At 38.1% G+C, this 16,777-nt stretch carries 15 protein-coding genes; all 15 read right to left on the bottom strand.

All coding sequences use genetic code 11. The features are described from left to right. Nucleotides 1-363: 363 nt before the first annotated feature. The 15 genes from AC2CGN_RS01390 to AC2CGN_RS01320 all read right to left on the bottom strand — a co-directional run bounded on the left by AC2CGN_RS01390 (nucleotide 364) and on the right by AC2CGN_RS01320 (nucleotide 16,643). On the bottom strand, nucleotides 364-630 hold the full coding sequence (locus tag AC2CGN_RS01390) for a stage V sporulation protein S (RefSeq protein WP_004224903.1): 267 nt from the start codon (nucleotides 628-630) through the stop codon (nucleotides 364-366). Nucleotides 631-854: 224 nt separating this feature from the next. Further along, entirely contained in the window at nucleotides 855-1,652 is a 798-nt protein-coding gene (locus AC2CGN_RS01385; protein ID WP_429988866.1) for a TIGR00282 family metallophosphoesterase, read from the bottom strand. A gap of 343 nt (nucleotides 1,653-1,995) precedes the next feature. Continuing rightward, nucleotides 1,996-3,555 carry a ribonuclease Y gene (rny, locus tag AC2CGN_RS01380; protein ID WP_283871226.1) on the bottom strand — a complete coding sequence of 520 codons (1,560 nt, stop codon included), beginning with the start codon at nucleotides 3,553-3,555 and terminating at the stop codon, nucleotides 1,996-1,998. 635 nt (nucleotides 3,556-4,190) lie between these two features. Continuing rightward, a complete protein-coding gene (gene recA, locus AC2CGN_RS01375) occupies nucleotides 4,191-5,255 on the bottom strand; it encodes a recombinase RecA (RefSeq protein ID WP_286925886.1) in 1,065 nt (354 codons plus the stop codon). 158 nt (nucleotides 5,256-5,413) lie between these two features. After that, nucleotides 5,414-6,673 (bottom strand): competence/damage-inducible protein A, encoded by a 1,260-nt coding sequence (locus tag AC2CGN_RS01370; protein ID WP_429980643.1) that lies wholly within the window; start codon nucleotides 6,671-6,673, stop codon nucleotides 5,414-5,416. Between the two features lie 17 nt (nucleotides 6,674-6,690). After that, the gene (pgsA, locus tag AC2CGN_RS01365; RefSeq protein ID WP_283871223.1) at nucleotides 6,691-7,269 is read right to left on the bottom strand and encodes a CDP-diacylglycerol--glycerol-3-phosphate 3-phosphatidyltransferase; all 579 of its coding nucleotides are present in this window, start codon (nucleotides 7,267-7,269) and stop codon (nucleotides 6,691-6,693) included. 47 nt (nucleotides 7,270-7,316) lie between these two features. After that, a complete protein-coding gene (locus tag AC2CGN_RS01360) occupies nucleotides 7,317-8,234 on the bottom strand; it encodes a helix-turn-helix domain-containing protein (protein ID WP_286925884.1) in 918 nt (305 codons plus the stop codon). Nucleotides 8,235-8,259: 25 nt separating this feature from the next. After that, entirely contained in the window at nucleotides 8,260-9,048 is a 789-nt protein-coding gene (locus tag AC2CGN_RS01355) for a DUF3388 domain-containing protein (RefSeq protein ID WP_283871221.1), read from the bottom strand. 224 nt (nucleotides 9,049-9,272) lie between these two features. Further along, a complete protein-coding gene (locus tag AC2CGN_RS01350) occupies nucleotides 9,273-9,530 on the bottom strand; it encodes a DUF3243 domain-containing protein (protein WP_054770649.1) in 258 nt (85 codons plus the stop codon). Nucleotides 9,531-9,574: 44 nt separating this feature from the next. Continuing rightward, complete coding sequence (gene ymfI / locus AC2CGN_RS01345; protein ID WP_429980640.1) at nucleotides 9,575-10,303, bottom strand: elongation factor P 5-aminopentanone reductase; 729 nt, start codon at nucleotides 10,301-10,303, stop codon at nucleotides 9,575-9,577. After that, nucleotides 10,300-11,601 carry an EF-P 5-aminopentanol modification-associated protein YfmH gene (gene yfmH, locus AC2CGN_RS01340; RefSeq protein ID WP_286925882.1) on the bottom strand — a complete coding sequence of 434 codons (1,302 nt, stop codon included), beginning with the start codon at nucleotides 11,599-11,601 and terminating at the stop codon, nucleotides 10,300-10,302. The genes ymfI and yfmH overlap by 4 nt, the downstream gene beginning before the upstream one ends. Beyond that, on the bottom strand, nucleotides 11,598-12,869 hold the full coding sequence (yfmF, locus tag AC2CGN_RS01335; RefSeq protein ID WP_429984555.1) for an EF-P 5-aminopentanol modification-associated protein YfmF: 1,272 nt from the start codon (nucleotides 12,867-12,869) through the stop codon (nucleotides 11,598-11,600). The genes yfmH and yfmF overlap by 4 nt, the downstream gene beginning before the upstream one ends. Nucleotides 12,870-13,097: 228 nt before the next feature. Then, nucleotides 13,098-14,057 carry an ABC transporter permease gene (locus tag AC2CGN_RS01330; protein WP_286925880.1) on the bottom strand — a complete coding sequence of 320 codons (960 nt, stop codon included), beginning with the start codon at nucleotides 14,055-14,057 and terminating at the stop codon, nucleotides 13,098-13,100. A gap of 1 nt (nucleotide 14,058) precedes the next feature. Beyond that, nucleotides 14,059-15,105 (bottom strand): ABC transporter permease, encoded by a 1,047-nt coding sequence (locus AC2CGN_RS01325; protein WP_283871216.1) that lies wholly within the window; start codon nucleotides 15,103-15,105, stop codon nucleotides 14,059-14,061. Then, entirely contained in the window at nucleotides 15,105-16,643 is a 1,539-nt protein-coding gene (locus AC2CGN_RS01320) for an ABC transporter ATP-binding protein (RefSeq protein WP_484511658.1), read from the bottom strand. Before AC2CGN_RS01320 ends, AC2CGN_RS01325 begins: the two co-directional genes overlap by 1 nt. Between the last annotated feature and the right edge of the window lie 134 nt (nucleotides 16,644-16,777).

Here is a 16,777-nt window from a genome sequence, read left to right as displayed (position 1 = left end):
GGTCTGCACTATTGTTATTCCACGATTTAACTGAAAATCAGACCTTTGACTGAAAATCCCGTTCAATAAATTGTAATTATCGAAATACTAAAGTAAAAGTTTTTTTCACTCTCCACTAATCAGTCATAAGTCGCGATTATTCCCTCATTTCACTTCTTGTTTCCACTAAATTTCAGGGTAATTTTCAGTTTACATTAATATGGTCCATTAATGCAGTATAAAAAATTAACTTGCTAATTTCAAGTGACAGTTAACATATTAAGGATGAGTGATTTTTCTGAAATTATGTAACTAGATGTTCCTGCAAATAATGAAAAAATGCCTGCACTAAAAATGTGCAAGGCATTTTACTTCATCCCATTTTTATCGAATACGTTTTTCTACTAGAAGTTTCAAAGCTGTTCGTTCCTCACCAGCAATTAAAATATCGGCAAACGCCGGTGCGCAAATTAAATCTGTGCCACTTGGCGCTACAAATCCGCGTGCAATGGCCACTGCTTTCACGGCTTGGTTAAGTGCACCTGCCCCAACTGCTTGCATTTCTGCCTGCCCTTTTTCTCTGATTACCGCGACTAATGCACCTGCAACTGAATTTGGATTAGAGCGTGATGATACTTTTAATGAATCCACAATTATTCCTCCCCGTTTCGCGAATAGTGTTTACGCTCAACAACTAAACGTCCCCCTTTTGGACCTCAAGTTATTGTCGATAGGTCATTTTATGCTCGGCGAGAAGAAAATAGACTATTTTCATTTCTGATATATTGCAAACAATCAAAAAAGAATGACTTTTTATTGTCAATAGAATAGAAAAAACTATCGTGCATCTAGAGCATACACAATAGTTTCTTCCCTCACACCTGGAATGGATAATCTTCATTTATATAGATACGTTCGCAATCCAGTGCTTTTCCCGTTTGATTATCAATGTCTACAAAAAAGCCACTTAGCACATCGCGTCCTTTTTTGGGCACCTCAAAACGAGATGGCATATTTGTTTGAAATTTATAAATAACACTTTCTTTTGTCATTCCTAAAATTTCATCGTAAGGACCTGTCATGCCAACGTCTGTAATATAGGCTGTTCCATTCGGATAAATACGTGCATCAGCTGTCTGTACATGAGTATGAGTGCCTACAACTGCCGATGCCTTGCCATCTAAATGCCAACCAAGCGCAATTTTTTCACTTGTCGCCTCTGCATGAAAATCTACAAATACCAGTGGTGATGTTTTATGTGCTTCTTCGATTAATTTCTCTGCCATTGCAAATGGATCCTCATGAGGAGGTAAAAACACACGGCCATGCAGATTAATCACAGATAAGGTCACCCCGTTTTTTGAAATCTGCACCATCCCTTTACCAGGAGCCTCGATTGAGAAATTTGCGGGACGAATCAAATAATCTGCATCATCAATAAAATCAAAAATATCTTTATTATCCCATGTATGATTTCCCATCGTAATGACATCCACACCCATTTGTAATAAGTCATTATAAATATTACGAGTAATGCCACGACCTGCCGCTGCATTTTCACCATTTGCAATTACAACGTCTGGATTCCATTTTTTCTTTAAGCGAGGTAAATATTTTTCTACTGCGTCTCTCCCAATCGAACCGACAATATCCCCTATAAACAATACTTTCATTTTTATATACGCCTCTTTCTATCAATTGCGCCGCCATTTTATTGCTATAAGTTGGAGCTTTACGAAGCCCTTTTTAATGACTGGCTCTATAACATCATTAATTGTAACCTCAGTAAGAGTATTAAGCAAAAAAAATATGAAATAGAGTGATTGTAGCGCTTTTCTTTGAATAGATAAAGAAGCATATTTCAGGTGCTTCAATATCCTTTTGATTAAAGCAGTACAAACTCTTCTTTTAAAGTGACGCTACTTGTCTACAAAGCTGTCATAGATTACATATTCATTGACAGTAAAAAAGAGGTTCCCCTAGATTTTCATCTTGAGAAACCTCTAACATTCAATATTATTTCGCGTACTCCACAGCACGTGTTTCACGAATGACAGTAACTTTGATATGACCTGGATAATCGAGCTCTTCTTCAATTCGCTTACGGATATCTCGTGCTAAGCGATGTGAAGCTAGGTCATCAATTTTTTCAGGTTGGACAATAATTCGAATTTCACGACCAGCCTGAATTGCATAGGATTTTTCTACACCTTCATAGCTCTCTGAAATTTCTTCTAATTTTTCAAGTCTGCGGATATAGTTTTCGAGTGTCTCACTGCGAGCACCTGGACGAGCAGCCGATAATGCATCAGCTGCAGCCACTAATACTGCAATGACAGATGTTGCTTCTGTATCACCATGGTGAGAAGCAATACTATTAATGACTACTGGATGTTCTTTATATTTTGTTGCTAATTCCACACCGATTTCGACATGGCTACCTTCAACTTCATGGTCAATTGCTTTACCAATATCATGTAATAAGCCTGCGCGACGAGCTAATGCTACATCTTCACCAAGTTCAGCAGCTAATAAGCCTGCCAAATATGCGACTTCAATTGAATGTTTCAGGACGTTTTGCCCATAGCTTGTACGATATTTCATACGGCCTAAAATTTTCATTAAATCAGGATGTAAGTTATGAATGCCAATTTCAAATGTTGTTTGCTCACCTGTTTCACGGATTTGTTCATCCACTTCACGACGAGCTTTTTCCACCATTTCCTCAATTCGAGCTGGGTGAATACGGCCATCCTGTACAAGCTTTTCAAGTGCAAGTCGAGCCGTTTCACGACGAATTGGGTCAAAGCCAGATAAAATAACCGCTTCTGGAGTATCATCAATAATTAAATCTATACCTGTTAGCGTTTCCAATGTGCGGATATTTCGTCCTTCACGACCAATAATTCGACCCTTCATTTCATCATTTGGCAAGTTCACGACAGACACCGTTGTTTCTGCAACGTGGTCCGCAGCAAAACGTTGTAATGCTAATGATAAAATTTCACGTGCTTTTTTATCTGATTCTTCTTTCGCACGTGTTTCTGATTCCTTCGTCATCACAGCAATATCAGTTGCTAGCTCTTTTTCTACTTCCCCTAAGATAATAGTCTTTGCTTCATCTCTAGTTAAAGCAGAAATTCGCTCTAGCTCTGCTTTTTGCGAGGCAACGAGCTCGTCCACTTTGCTTTCCATCTGTTCAATATGCTGTTGTCTTTCGGCAAGAGCTTGTTCTTTACGCTCTAAGCCAGCTTCTCTCTTATTTAGAGCATCATCTTTGCGATCAAGATTCTCTTCTCTTTGCAATAAACGGTTCTCTTGTTTTTGAAGTTCTAAACGACGTTCACGAATGTCATTCTCAGCTTCAGTACGAAATTTGTGAGTTTCATCTTTGGCTTCAAGTAGTGCTTCCTTTTTTAATGCCTCCGCTTCTCGTTTTCCTTCTTCAACGATTGTTTCAGCAACATGTTTAGCACCAGTGATTTTTGAGTCATTCACTTTTTTCATGTAGATATAGCTAACAGCGGCACCAACGATGATTCCAAGCAAAGCGGAGATGATAGTAATTCCATCCATATGAACACCTCCTCTTGCTATTTGGGTAATACAGTTTCAGTCGGCGCATACATCAATTTCGCCTTAGGTTAATTGCGTCCAGATTTTGAATTTACTTATGCCTTCAGGATGGAAGTTTTTAGGTAAACATCCTTTTATTCATTTCTTTCAAAATCTGTGACATCCGCCAAAGGCTTTAGCTTCATTCAATAGGTGTTTAAACACTCACTGAAAAGGAACTATATTCGTATTCATCTCACCATCTTTAGAGGTGGGATTTTCTACTGAATGAAGATAAAATGTACTGCCTATTTAAAGTCATAATTCAGAAATTATACATATTTAATTGTATAGCTAGCCTCAAACTCTGTCAAGGATAGTCGGGCACCTGTTCGCCCCTCTCCAGAAAAAAGTAATTCATAGTGGTGGTAGTATTTCGCTGAATAAAGATAAACTTCCTAATACTTTTACACTAGAATTACATTTATTCAATTTTACATAATTAGGAATAAATAGTACTATGGATATAATTTTTTATTTTACACTCTCATTAGAATCATGATGGTATCTACATGAGTATACCCACCTTTATATGGAATATAGACAAAAAAATGCATTGTTCCTGCTCAAATTAGAGTGGGAACAATGCATTTTTATTATTCATCTTCAAGAAGAAGCATTAATTCTTCATCCATTTCTTCTTCCTCATTATGAGCAGCGATTGTGTATGAAGATGCAGCGATACCATAAGAGGAACGAATCTTATTAGCAATTTCCTCCATAACGGCAGGGTTTTCTTTTAAATATTGTTTTGCGTTTTCGCGTCCTTGCCCCAAACGTTCATCGCCATAAGCATACCAAGAGCCGCTTTTTTGAACGATGTCTAGCTCCACACCTAAATCAACTGTTTCGCCCTCTTTTGAAATCCCTTCTCCATACATAATATCTACTTCAGCTGTACGGAAAGGCGGTGCAACTTTATTTTTCACAATCTTCACTTTTGTGCGATTCCCCATAATATCATTGCCTTGTTTAATAGCTTCTGCGCGGCGAACCTCTAAACGAACAGAGCTATAGAACTTTAGAGCACGTCCACCTGGTGTTGTTTCTGGATTCCCGAACATTACACCAATTTTTTCACGTATTTGGTTAATGAAAATAGCAATCGTTTTCGATTTATTAATAGCACCAGAAAGTTTACGTAATGCCTGAGACATTAAACGTGCCTGTAAACCGACATGGGAATCACCCATATCCCCTTCAATTTCAGCTTTAGGTACTAATGCTGCCACTGAGTCAATAACGATAATATCAATTGCACCACTACGAACTAATGCTTCGGCAATTTCAAGGGCTTGCTCACCTGTGTCCGGCTGCGATAAAAGTAGTTCATCAATATTAACACCTAATTTTTGTGCATAAATTGGATCTAATGCATGCTCAGCATCGATAAATGCTGCTTGTCCTCCATTTGCTTGCACCTCTGCAATTGCATGGAGAGCAACCGTTGTTTTACCTGATGATTCTGGACCATAAACTTCAATAATTCGCCCACGTGGATAACCACCAACACCTAGCGCAGCATCAAGTGCTAGCGAACCACTTGATGATGTAGCAATTTCTAAATCTGTTTTTTCGCCAAGTTTCATAATTGAACCTTTACCAAAGTTCTTTTCAATTTGTTTTAACGCCTGTTCTAAGGCTGCTTTACGATCACTCATTTATTTTCCTCCTTCGAAAACTGTTCACTGTTTTTCTCTATCTCTACTATACTTGTTTTTGAGAGAACACGCAAGAAAAAAGCGAACGTTTATTCGATTTTTCTTCAAAATAAAAATTTGGGTAATTTTCCTCTACCCAAATTCCTACTTTTTCTCTATTAATAGCGTTTAGTATATCCTCTTTCTTCCAAAAGCTGCATTAGATAATGACATGTAAACTTTACTGCACGAAGTCGATTAGTATTCCGCATGCCCGATAAATGAAGTAAATACGTGATTGGTTCTTCATCGTCAATGGCGATACCAATCCAAACTGTTCCAACTGGTTGGTGATCGTGTGCTGTTGGTCCTGCTGCCCCAGTTAATCCAATACCAATATTCGTACCAAATTTTTGCTTTACGGCACTAGCCATAGCCGCAGCGCATTCACTGCTGACAATGCCATATGAATCTAGTAATTGTTTAGGAATGCCAAGCTGACTTATTTTTGCCTCTTCTGTATACGTAACAACGCCTCCAGTAAGCGCATTCCCTACTCCTGGAATTTCCGCCAGCTCTGACTGAAATAACCCTGCAGTTAAACTTTCCGCAGCAGAAATAGTTAACTGATTATCAAGTAACATTTCTACTGTTTTAGAGGCAAGAGAATCGTCATCTACACCGTATTGATATTCGCCAACAAGTGCTTGAATCTCAGCTACCTTTGTCGCAATAAGCTGCTGTGCCTCCTGTACTGTTTCTGCTTTAGCAGTTACACGCAATGTCACTTCACCATCTGAGGCAAGTGGTGCAACAGTAGGATTTGTTTGTGTATCTAAAATAGCTTGAACACGAACCTCCAGCTCTGCCTCCCCGATACCATAAAAGCGCATAACGTGAGAGACAATAACGCCTCCAGCATTTAACAATGCACCAAGCTTTGGCTTTGCCTCAAATTGAAACATTGGCTCAAGCTCTTTCGGTGGTCCAGGTAGCAAGATATACGTACGTCCACCTTTTGTTAGGATCATGCCAGGTGCCATTCCATGATGATTTGCTAGTACTTCACAATCAGCTAATACTAATGCCTGTTTACGATTATTTTCAGTCATTGGACGACCTCGTTTAGCAAAAAACTGCTCAATATACGTTAGGGCGACTTCATCAAATTCAAGCGAAATACCAAGATGACGAGCAATTGTTTCCTTCGTTAAATCATCCTTTGTAGGACCAAGCCCACCAGAAAATATGATTAAATCTGCACGTGACTCGGCAATTGTTATAGCTTCATCTAAACGTTTGGCATTATCCCCAACAACCGTATGATAATACACATTTATCCCTAACTCTGACAGCTGATTAGAAATAAATTTCGCATTTGTATTTGTAATTTGTCCTAGCAATAATTCTGAGCCAACTGCAAGAATTTCAGCATTCATGATTCACAAGACCTTTCTTATTTAGACTCAAGTAAAACACGTCGATTTAGATAGAAATAATCCCATCCAGACCACAATGTGAAGAACAATGCAATATATAGCATTATTGTATCGAACGGAATACCAATTAGCGTAAAGATTGTGTTGTGTAAAAGTGCTGCAGCGATTGCAACAATTTGTGCCCATGTTTTAATCTTGCCAAGCTGATTTGCCGCTACGACTTCTCCACCACCAGCCAATATTAAACGTAAACCTGTTACAGCAAATTCACGGCTGATGATGACAATAATAATCCAAGCAGGCGCCATACCAAGCTCCACCATTAAAATAAAAGCTGCTGAAACAAGCAATTTATCAGCTAGCGGGTCTAAAAATTTCCCAAATGTTGTCACAAGATTATACTTACGTGCATAATAACCATCCACCCAATCAGTTGTTGATGCAAAGATAAAGATAAGAGCACCTACAAAGTGATGAACAGGCATCTTTGCACCGAATAGTGACATTGTTCCCCAGCCAAAATCAAACATCATTACAATGACAAAAAAAGGAATAAGTAAGATTCGAGAGATGGTAATTTTATTTGGAATGTTCATTTTTCTAACACCTTTCATGATGAAAGAAAGTAGTCATCATTAGATGACTACTGTTCTTTATTGAAATTGATGACGATGTTTTGCGTTACGATTTGTTGTGCATACGTTAACAGCTCGTCATTAATATATATCTTAGCCTGTTGTGAATTACCTAAGCGAATGCGAACATAATTTTCAGAAGTTGCATCGAATTCTACTACTTCTCCTGCATTATAGACGCGAGTATCTGCTAATAATTCTTGCTGCTGTTGATTACGAATACCGACGAATGTAGGACCTGACACTTCAATACGTATTTTAAGTGTGTCTGTACCTGTTAACGTATAAGAAGTTGTAGCTCTATCCGATTCTATAGTACCCGCTGAAATCGATTGCTTTACCTCTTCAGTTTGGTCTTCATCAGGTGTTTCTTCTTTTGTTGAATCCTTAGAATCTGCTGAATCTTTTTTGTCCTTTTCAGCTTTTTTCTCAGCGTCTGCTTTTTCTTTTTCACTATCAATTGGTTTTACTTTTGAATCATATTCTATTTCTGAAGGCGTATCGTTCTCACCGCCTGTTCCTGGGCTATTTTTAGATTGCACTAAAACCCAGATTACTACAATGATGACAATGATAAATAAACCAACAATTATTTTCGGCATTGCCTCCATCATTTTATTGGAAGGGCCCTTTGAAACTTTTCTTCTACTTGGGCTATTCGTAATAGATTGGCTGACCTGATCGTTCGGCGTACTTGGCAGCTCACTTTTATAGGTTTCTAAAAGTTCTTCTGCGTTTAAACCAACAGCATCTGCATATTGTTTAATGAAGGCTCGTACATAAAACGAACCAGGCATAATCGAATAATTACCCTCTTCAATTCCTACTAAATAACGCTTTTGAATTTTTGTTATTTCTTGTAAATCGTCTAAGCTGTAGCCTTTAGACAGCCTCGCCTCTTTTAGTCGAGTCCCTAATTCTGCCACTCATAACACCTACTTTAATATCAAATTAAAAATTAAATCCTCCAAAAGAATCGGATTCGGACATCATATGATTTTTTTCCATTATTTCATAAGTGATTTCTTCATCTGGGTGATGACGTAGTTCAATGATATAATCAAAATCCTCTATCTTATATTCTGAGTGCTGAACAAACATGTCTGGATGCTCTACCACCTTAATGGAAGGCATATTCATCATTTCACGCACTAGTTGTAAATGTCGTTCATCCGAAGATCGACGTGTCACAATGCCATCTAATATAAAAATATTATTGTCACTAAATTCATCACCAGCGAGTTTATTCCGGACAGTTTGCTTAATCATAGTTGACGACAAAAAAATCCACTTTTTATTAGCACATACGCTTGCCGCAACAATCGATTCAGTTTTTCCAACACGAGGCATACCACGTATTCCTATGAGCTTATGCCCCTCTTTTTTAAAAAGTTCAGCCATAAAGTCAACCAAGATACCGAGTTCATCTCGCACGAAACGGAAAGTATTTTTTTCATCTGCATCTCGAGGAATATAATGACCGTGCCTAATGGCTAAACGATCACGGAGTTTGGGTTGTCGAAATTTGGTTACGTTAATATGTTCCATTGTCGAAACAATTGTACGAAAACGCTCAATTGCCTCATCATTGTCTGTATGCACTAACATACCACGTCGATCCTCATCGACACCATTAATTGAAATAATATTGACACGAAGCATCCCTAAAAGTGAAGCAATATCTCCTAATAATCCAGGGCGATTCACCTGAATTTCATATTCAAAGTACCAATCGCTCAAACACACTCGTTCCCTTCCTATTAGTTAACGTAAAAAATCCTTTATAAGTTCCATCATAGCTGATTTTTTATGTAATGGAAAGTTAGAATACATGGAAATACCTCGTTATTTTTAAAAACTTCCTATTTTTTTTAAAAGCCATCCAAATAGGCTTACATACGTTCCCTTTTCGATAGAAAGAATGTTTTTGATATAGAAAAAAGAGGAGAAAGCTCTCCTCTTTTTTACTGTACATGCTTATTTTGCACAAGTTTAATGACACAATTCGCCAGCGCTTCTTTTTCATCTTCAGAGGCAACGCCCCATAAATCCGACAGCACTCGCTCTTGTTCGTTTTTAGGGTCGACATTTGTCGCCAAATATTCGCCAATTTGTACAGCTGCTTGCTGAATCATTTTCTTTGGCATACCAGTTGATTCTGCCTGCATAACATTTTGTCCTAAAAACGATGTCCATTTTTGCCAGTTTTCTAAAATGGTCATATGTTCCTCCTCCTTTACACATGTAGTATGTGCAAAAAAGAATATTATATGTACCAGCCACCATTTAAACGAATTATTTGTCCTGTGACATAATCTGCTTTTCCGGAAAGATAGAAACGCACCATCTCAGCCACATCTGTGGTTTCGCCAATAGTACCTAACGGAATGTCTTCTAAAATGTAATTGAGCTCCTCTTTACTTAAATGACTATTCATTGAAGTGTTAATAAATCCTGGAGCAATTGCATTCACTCGAATTCGTGACAATGCAGCTTCCTTGGCATAGGATTTCACAAAAGCGTGTTGAGCACCCTTTACCGTAGCATAAAGTGCTTCACCAGCTGAGCCTGCCTCACCCCAAATTGAGCCGATAAAAAACACATAGCTGACATCATGAGCTCGAAGCTTGGATGAAAGTAATGCTGTCAAACGCATAGGATTTTGCACATGGACACGCCATAAAGCATCCATATCTTCAACTGTCGTATCTTCAAGGAGAGAATAATGTGCCTGCCCACTTGAAAAAACAATTGCCTGCACATTAAAAACTTGTGAAGCAACTGACTCAGCACCCGTTTCTTTTGAAAAATCTCCTTGCACAAGCATAAATTCCTGTGCAGGAAAATTTTTTGATAGGGAAGCATATAAATCCTGTGCAGCCTTCTCGTTATTCGAATAATGGACATAGATAGACCAACCGTCTGCAGCTAGACTTTGACATATAGCACGGCCAATCTCCCCTGATGCTCCTAGTACAAGGGCAAATTTTTTCACTGTGTGCCCTTCTCTGTCGGTAAGATTTTGAAAACAGTTTGTTGAGATTCACCTTGAATCGAAGTAAATGCTTTTTTTAAATCTTCTATCGTCAGTTCCTCTAATACAGGCACTACATCGAATAAATTCATGTCATTAAACGAATAGCGTGTAAATTGGTTAGCGATAAATTCAATGGAATTCAATGCACGTAAGAAGAATCCAATTTTCTTACGTTTTACTCGTTCTAAATCTGTAGGCTCAAATTGTCCCTTCCCATCATACTTGGCTAATTCTTCCTTAATTGCTTTCTCCAATGTAGCTGGTTCTGTTGTATCAGAGCCGATCATAGCAAAGCCAAAGCCTTTTTCTAATGTAAAATCAAAGGCATAGGTCTCATCAATTAAACCTTCATCATAAACACGTTCATAAAAGCTTGAGGTACGGCCAAAAATAAGCTCTAGCGCAATTTGGACAGATAGCTCATGCTTTAACATATCACGTCCAGAAAGATTTGTATCTTTTGCTTTTAAACCTATATACATTTTCGGCTTCTGTACATCCATATTCAATGTACGTTCTTTTATCGCCACTTCAACTGGCTCTTGATCAAAAAAGCGTTGAATAGGTGTTGGCTCAGGAAATTCTTTGTTAGTTTGATTTTCGCGAATAAATGCTATCATCTCATTCGGATCTACAGCCCCAATAACAAATAAAAGCATGTTAGCTGGGTGATAGAAAGTGTTGTAACACGTATATAAATGATCAGCTGTAATACCATCAATTGACTCTATCGTACCAGCAATATCAATTTTTACTGGGTGTGTATGATACATATTTTCAATCGTACCAAAGTACAGACGCCAATCTGGCTGATCATCATACATGGTAATTTCCTGTCCAATTATACCCTTTTCCTTATTGACTGTTGCTTCAGTAAAATAAGGCTCTTGCACAAAATTTAGTAACGTTTCTGTGCTTTTATAAATATTGTCTGTAGATGAAAATAAATAAGCAGTCCGTGTAAATGACGTAAAAGCATTGGCAGAGGCACCAAATTCGCTAAATTTTTGGAAGACATCTCCATCTTCTTTTTCAAACATTTTATGCTCTAAAAAGTGGGCAATGCCATCAGGTACTGTAATGCTTTCTGTTTCACCAATCGGCACAAATGTACGATCAACAGAGCCATATTTCGTGGTGAAAGTAACAAATGTTTTAGAAAATCCTTTTTTCGGTAAAATATAAACATCTAGACCGTTTTCAAGTTTTTCATAGTAAAGAGTTTCATCTAATTGCTTGAATTCAATTGTTTTCATTGTGCGGCTTGCTCCTTCCCACATAAGAAATAGACCGCTTCTAGCTGTACTTGCTTTGCCACTTCAACAACATCTTCCTTCGTCACAGCTTTCCACTTATTTGCCCAGGTTTCAACAGAGAACTCCTCGGGTAAATCTTTGTATTGGTCAAAAATTTCTATTTGTCCTCGGGCAGAATCCAATGATTCCTTTAATTGGTTCGTCAACATAGCTTTTGTTTGCTCTAATTCCAAATCTGTAATTTCGCCTGCTTGCATAACAGCAAGTTGTTCTTTAATGAGTGATAAGGCTTTTTCTTCATTCTTTGGTTCAATTCCAGATACAACAAACACTAAGCCATAATGGGATGCATAAGAACTAGATGCATAATAAGCGAGACTTTCCTTTTCACGGACATTCATGAATAATTTAGCATGTGGATAACCGCCAAAGATGCCGTTAAAGATTTGCATTTTTGCAAAATCTGCATCACCAAATCTTACAGGTGTACTAAAGCCAATATGCATTTTTCCTTGCTTCATTTCTTGTTGTTCACGAACATAATCATTTTGCGGATGTTGCTGTGGTAGTACAACAGGAATTTCTTCTGGCGTACGATCCGTAAATGGTAGCGCTTTTTTCAGCTTCGCCACAATTTCGTCTTCATTTATATCCCCTGCAACATAAATGTCAATTTTATCATTGGCAAGCATGGATTGGTATGCTTCCAGTAATGAAGTAGGTGAAATTTTTTGAATGTCCTCGACAGTGCCGTTAGCAGAAATGGAGGCCGGTTCATTTGGACGTAAAATTTGCTGAAGGCGAACCTGAGCAAAACGGGATTTATCGTCGAAGATGGATTCAATACGCTGAATGACCATTTTCTTTTCTCGTTCTACAATGGAATCTTTAAATACACCGTTTTCTAAATTAGGTTCAAATATTGCTGTGTGTATAATACCTAGCACTTCATTTAAAACACTTGTATTGGCTAAATATTGATCATTTACAGTCTCTATATTCATTAGTACTGTATGCTCATTACCACGTTTGGAAGTGTCAAAATACAACACAGTACCATATAAATCATCCAAAAAGCTTCGGAATGCAGCAGTCGTTGTATATTTGCCGTTACTATGTTGCAAAACATTTGTTAATACAGTACGTTCAGATGCATTTTGAGCCGTTAATGCTCTTCTCCATTTAATTGAAAAATTTACGGTTTTAAATTGGGTTGTTTGTCGGATATGCAAGTTGACACCTTTTGCAAAAGGTATTGTTTTAAACATATGGAACCCTCCTATCCTTCTTAATATAACAATGTACTACACATACTATACATGGCTATTGTCTATAATTGCAAAAAGAATCCAAAGTATGTATTTAAAAAGTGTAAAATTACATTCGCATGATGATGCAACATCTCTATTTTCCTAAACATCTAAGATATGTACAAGGAAAAAGACTGAGCATTTTCGCTCAGTCTTTAATGTTAAGACATTTGGCTACCTACTTATTTAACGTTTACCTTTAATATAAGGCTGTCCACTAGCTTTTGGTGCACTTGCTTTACCAATAAAGCCTGCTAATGCAAGGATTGTTAGGACATAAGGTAAAATTTGTAGGTATACTGCCGGAATCTCTTGGATATATGGCATTTGGTTCCCTGCAATACTTAACGTTTGCGCTAATCCAAAGAATAATGCTGCGCCAAGTGCGCCAATTGGATGCCACTTCCCGAAAATCATTGCTGCAATCGCCATGAAACCTTGCCCAGCAATTGTTGCATGTGAAAAATCGTGTGTAATTGTTTGCGCATAGACAGCTCCACCTAGACCACCAAGGGCTCCCGAGATCACAACTGCAATATAGCGCATTTTATTAACATTTATCCCCATTGTATCTGCTGCCATTGGGTGCTCACCGACTGCGCGAAGACGTAAACCAAATGGCGTTTTATAGATGATAAACCATGCGCCAATTGCTACAGCAAAAGCTAATATGGAAGTACTATAAACTTCTTTGAATAACAAAGGACCCACAAATGGAATATCCTCTAAATAAGGGATTCCGAAACGACGTATAGGTTGGTCAATCATATCTGTTTGACCTTTATCATAAATCATTTTTACTAAAAACACTGTTGCAGCCAAACCTAGTAAGTTGATGGCTACCCCTGATACCGTTTGATCCGCACGGAAGGAGATTGAGGCAACAGCATGGAAAAGTGAGAAGATACCTCCTACAACGATAGCTGCAAGCATTGCCACCCAAATAGTTGCTGCACCGAATGTTGAAGCAAATTCTAAATTGACAAAAATACCAACAAAGGCCCCGACTATCATTAAACCTTCTAGCCCGATGTTAACAACACCAGAGCGTTCAGAGAAAACACCACCGATGGCCGTAAAGATTAATGGTGTTGCATAAAGAATCGCAGAAGGGATGATAAAATATAACATTTCTAATAAGGTCATGTTATTGCCCCTCCTTTTTCTTACTCAACTTTTGTAATCCAACTCGAATAATGTAGCCTGAAGCTACAAAGAAAATAATTAACGCGATAATAATAGAGACAATTTCCTCAGGGATACCTGCAGCGTTCGGCATATTTAACGCACCATATTTAAGTGAACCGAATAATGAGGCTCCAAATACAACCCCTAGTGGCGTATTCGCCCCAAGCAAGGCAACAGCAATACCATCGAAACCTATACCAGTAAAGCCTGGTTTAATAGAAGCATTTTGGAAAGTACCCAGTGCCTCCATCGCACCACCAAGACCAGCAAACATACCTGAAATCGTCATTGCTAATATAATATTTTTATTGACACTCATACCCGCATATTCAGCAGCATTTTTATTGAATCCAACTGCTTTTAGCTCGTACCCACGTGTTGTTTTTTCTAAAATAAACCACATCACAACTACCATTAAAAGGGCAACAATGATCCCATAGTGTAGACTTGAATTGTCTGTAAGCTCTCTTAAAAACGGAGAACGTAATGAAGCTGATTCATGAATACGTTCTGTTTTAAAGCTCCCGTCCGACAATCTTTTAATCACCGCGTTCGCAATATAAAGTGCAGTGTAGTTTAACATAATTGTCGCAATTACTTCGTGAACTTTAAATTTCGCTTTTAAGAAACCTGCAATAAAGGCCCAAAATGCACCTGCAACTGCTGCAGCAAGCAATGCTAATGGTAAGTGAATGATTTTAGGTAATTCAAATGCATATCCTACCCATGCGGCAGCAAGCCAACCTAAAATTAACTGACCTTCAACACCAATATTGAATAAACCTGTGCGGAAGGCAAATGCTACAGCAAGACCTGCCAAAAGATACGGTGTTATTTGACGGATTGTGTTCCCGATTGAATATGAATCCCCAAAAATACCTGTCCAAAGAGCAATATAACCTTGTATTGGGTCATAGCCGCTGACTACCATTACGATAGCTCCAACAATTAAACCGATAATAATAGAGATGACAGGAACGAGTATATTAATGACACGATTTGACATTAGTCGTTCCCCTCCTTCGTATGATTCTTTTTACTTTGACCTGCCATTAATAAGCCAAGCTCTTGTTCTGTAGTTTCTTTTGGATTTAATTCATCTACAATCTGTCCTTCATAAATAACAGCAATACGGTCTGAAACATTCATAACTTCATCTAATTCAAATGAAATTAACAGAACTGCTTTTCCTTTATCACGTTGTTCTATTAGGCGAGAGTGAATAAATTCGATTGCTCCTACATCTAGCCCACGCGTTGGTAATGCCGCGATTAATAAATCTGGATCACGATCAATTTCACGACCAATAATCGCTTTTTGCTGATTACCACCTGAAAGTGCACGAGCTGGCGTCATTTCACCATTACCTGTACGCACATCATACTCTTTAATAACCTGTTGCGCTTTTTCAGATACCTTTTTGTAATCCATAACAAAGCCCTTTGCAATTGGAGGCTGGTAATAGGTTTGTAAGGCAATATTATGCCCAATTGGGAAATCTAACACTAAACCATGCTTATGACGGTCTTGAGGGATATGCCCAACACCCGCCTCTGTAATTTTTCGAGGCTTCATATTCGTTATATCTTTACCATTTAATTTCACAGAACCACTTTTGATTTTACGCAGACCAGTAATGGCTTCGATTAATTCGGACTGTCCATTGCCATCAATACCTGCAATACCAACGATTTCACCCTTACGAACCTTTAAGTTAAGCCCTTTTACTTTATCAATATTACGGTAGTCCGTAACGACCACATTTTCAACTGAAAGTACTTCTTTTGTAGGAGTAGCCTCTGTTTTCACTGTTTTAAATTCTACATGACGACCAACCATCATCTCTGCTAGTTGTTCTGGGTTTGTTTCTTTTGTAACAACAGTTCCGATGCCTTCACCCTTGCGGATAATCGTTACACGATCAGAAACTTCCATAATCTCTTTTAGCTTATGGGTAATTAAAATAATAGATTTTCCCTCTGCAATTAAACGACGCATAATCTGTATTAATTCAGTAATTTCTTGAGGCGTTAGAGATGCAGTAGGTTCATCAAAGATTAAAATTTCTGCTCCTCGATATAAAGTTTTTAAGATTTCAACCCGCTGTTGCATCCCAACCGTTATATCCTCAATTTTCGCATAGGGATCAACATCTAGGCCATATTTTTCTGAAAGAGCCTGTACACTTTTAGCTGCATCCTTAATGTTAACAATTCCCATTTTAGTTGGTTCAGTACCTAAAATAATGTTCTCTGTTACTGTAAAGTTTTCCACTAACATAAAGTGCTGATGCACCATACCAATACCTAAATCATTGGCAACATTCGGGTTTGTAATTTTAACAGCCTTCCCACGAACTCGAATTTCGCCTCCCTCTGGTTGATACAAACCAAAAAGGACGTTCATTAAAGTCGACTTACCTGCACCGTTTTCGCCTAGCAATGCATGGATTTCGCCTTTTTTCAGTTGGAGGGTGATGTTATTATTCGCCACGAAATCGCCGAATTCTTTACGGATCCCTAGCATCTCAATCACATGTTCCAATTTAGTCACTCCCTTAATAGGCACTTTTGTAAATAAATTTCGCTATGGCGTATTCGTATCTGCCGCTTAGACTTTAGATACAGATAAGCAATACGTCCAGTTTTTGAAATGATATGAAGACTTGTATTAACTAT

This window comes from Lysinibacillus sp. DFXJR4, assembly GCF_057196045.1.
Note: the sequence above shows the minus strand (reverse complement) of the source record. Positions and strands in the feature narration are given on the sequence as shown.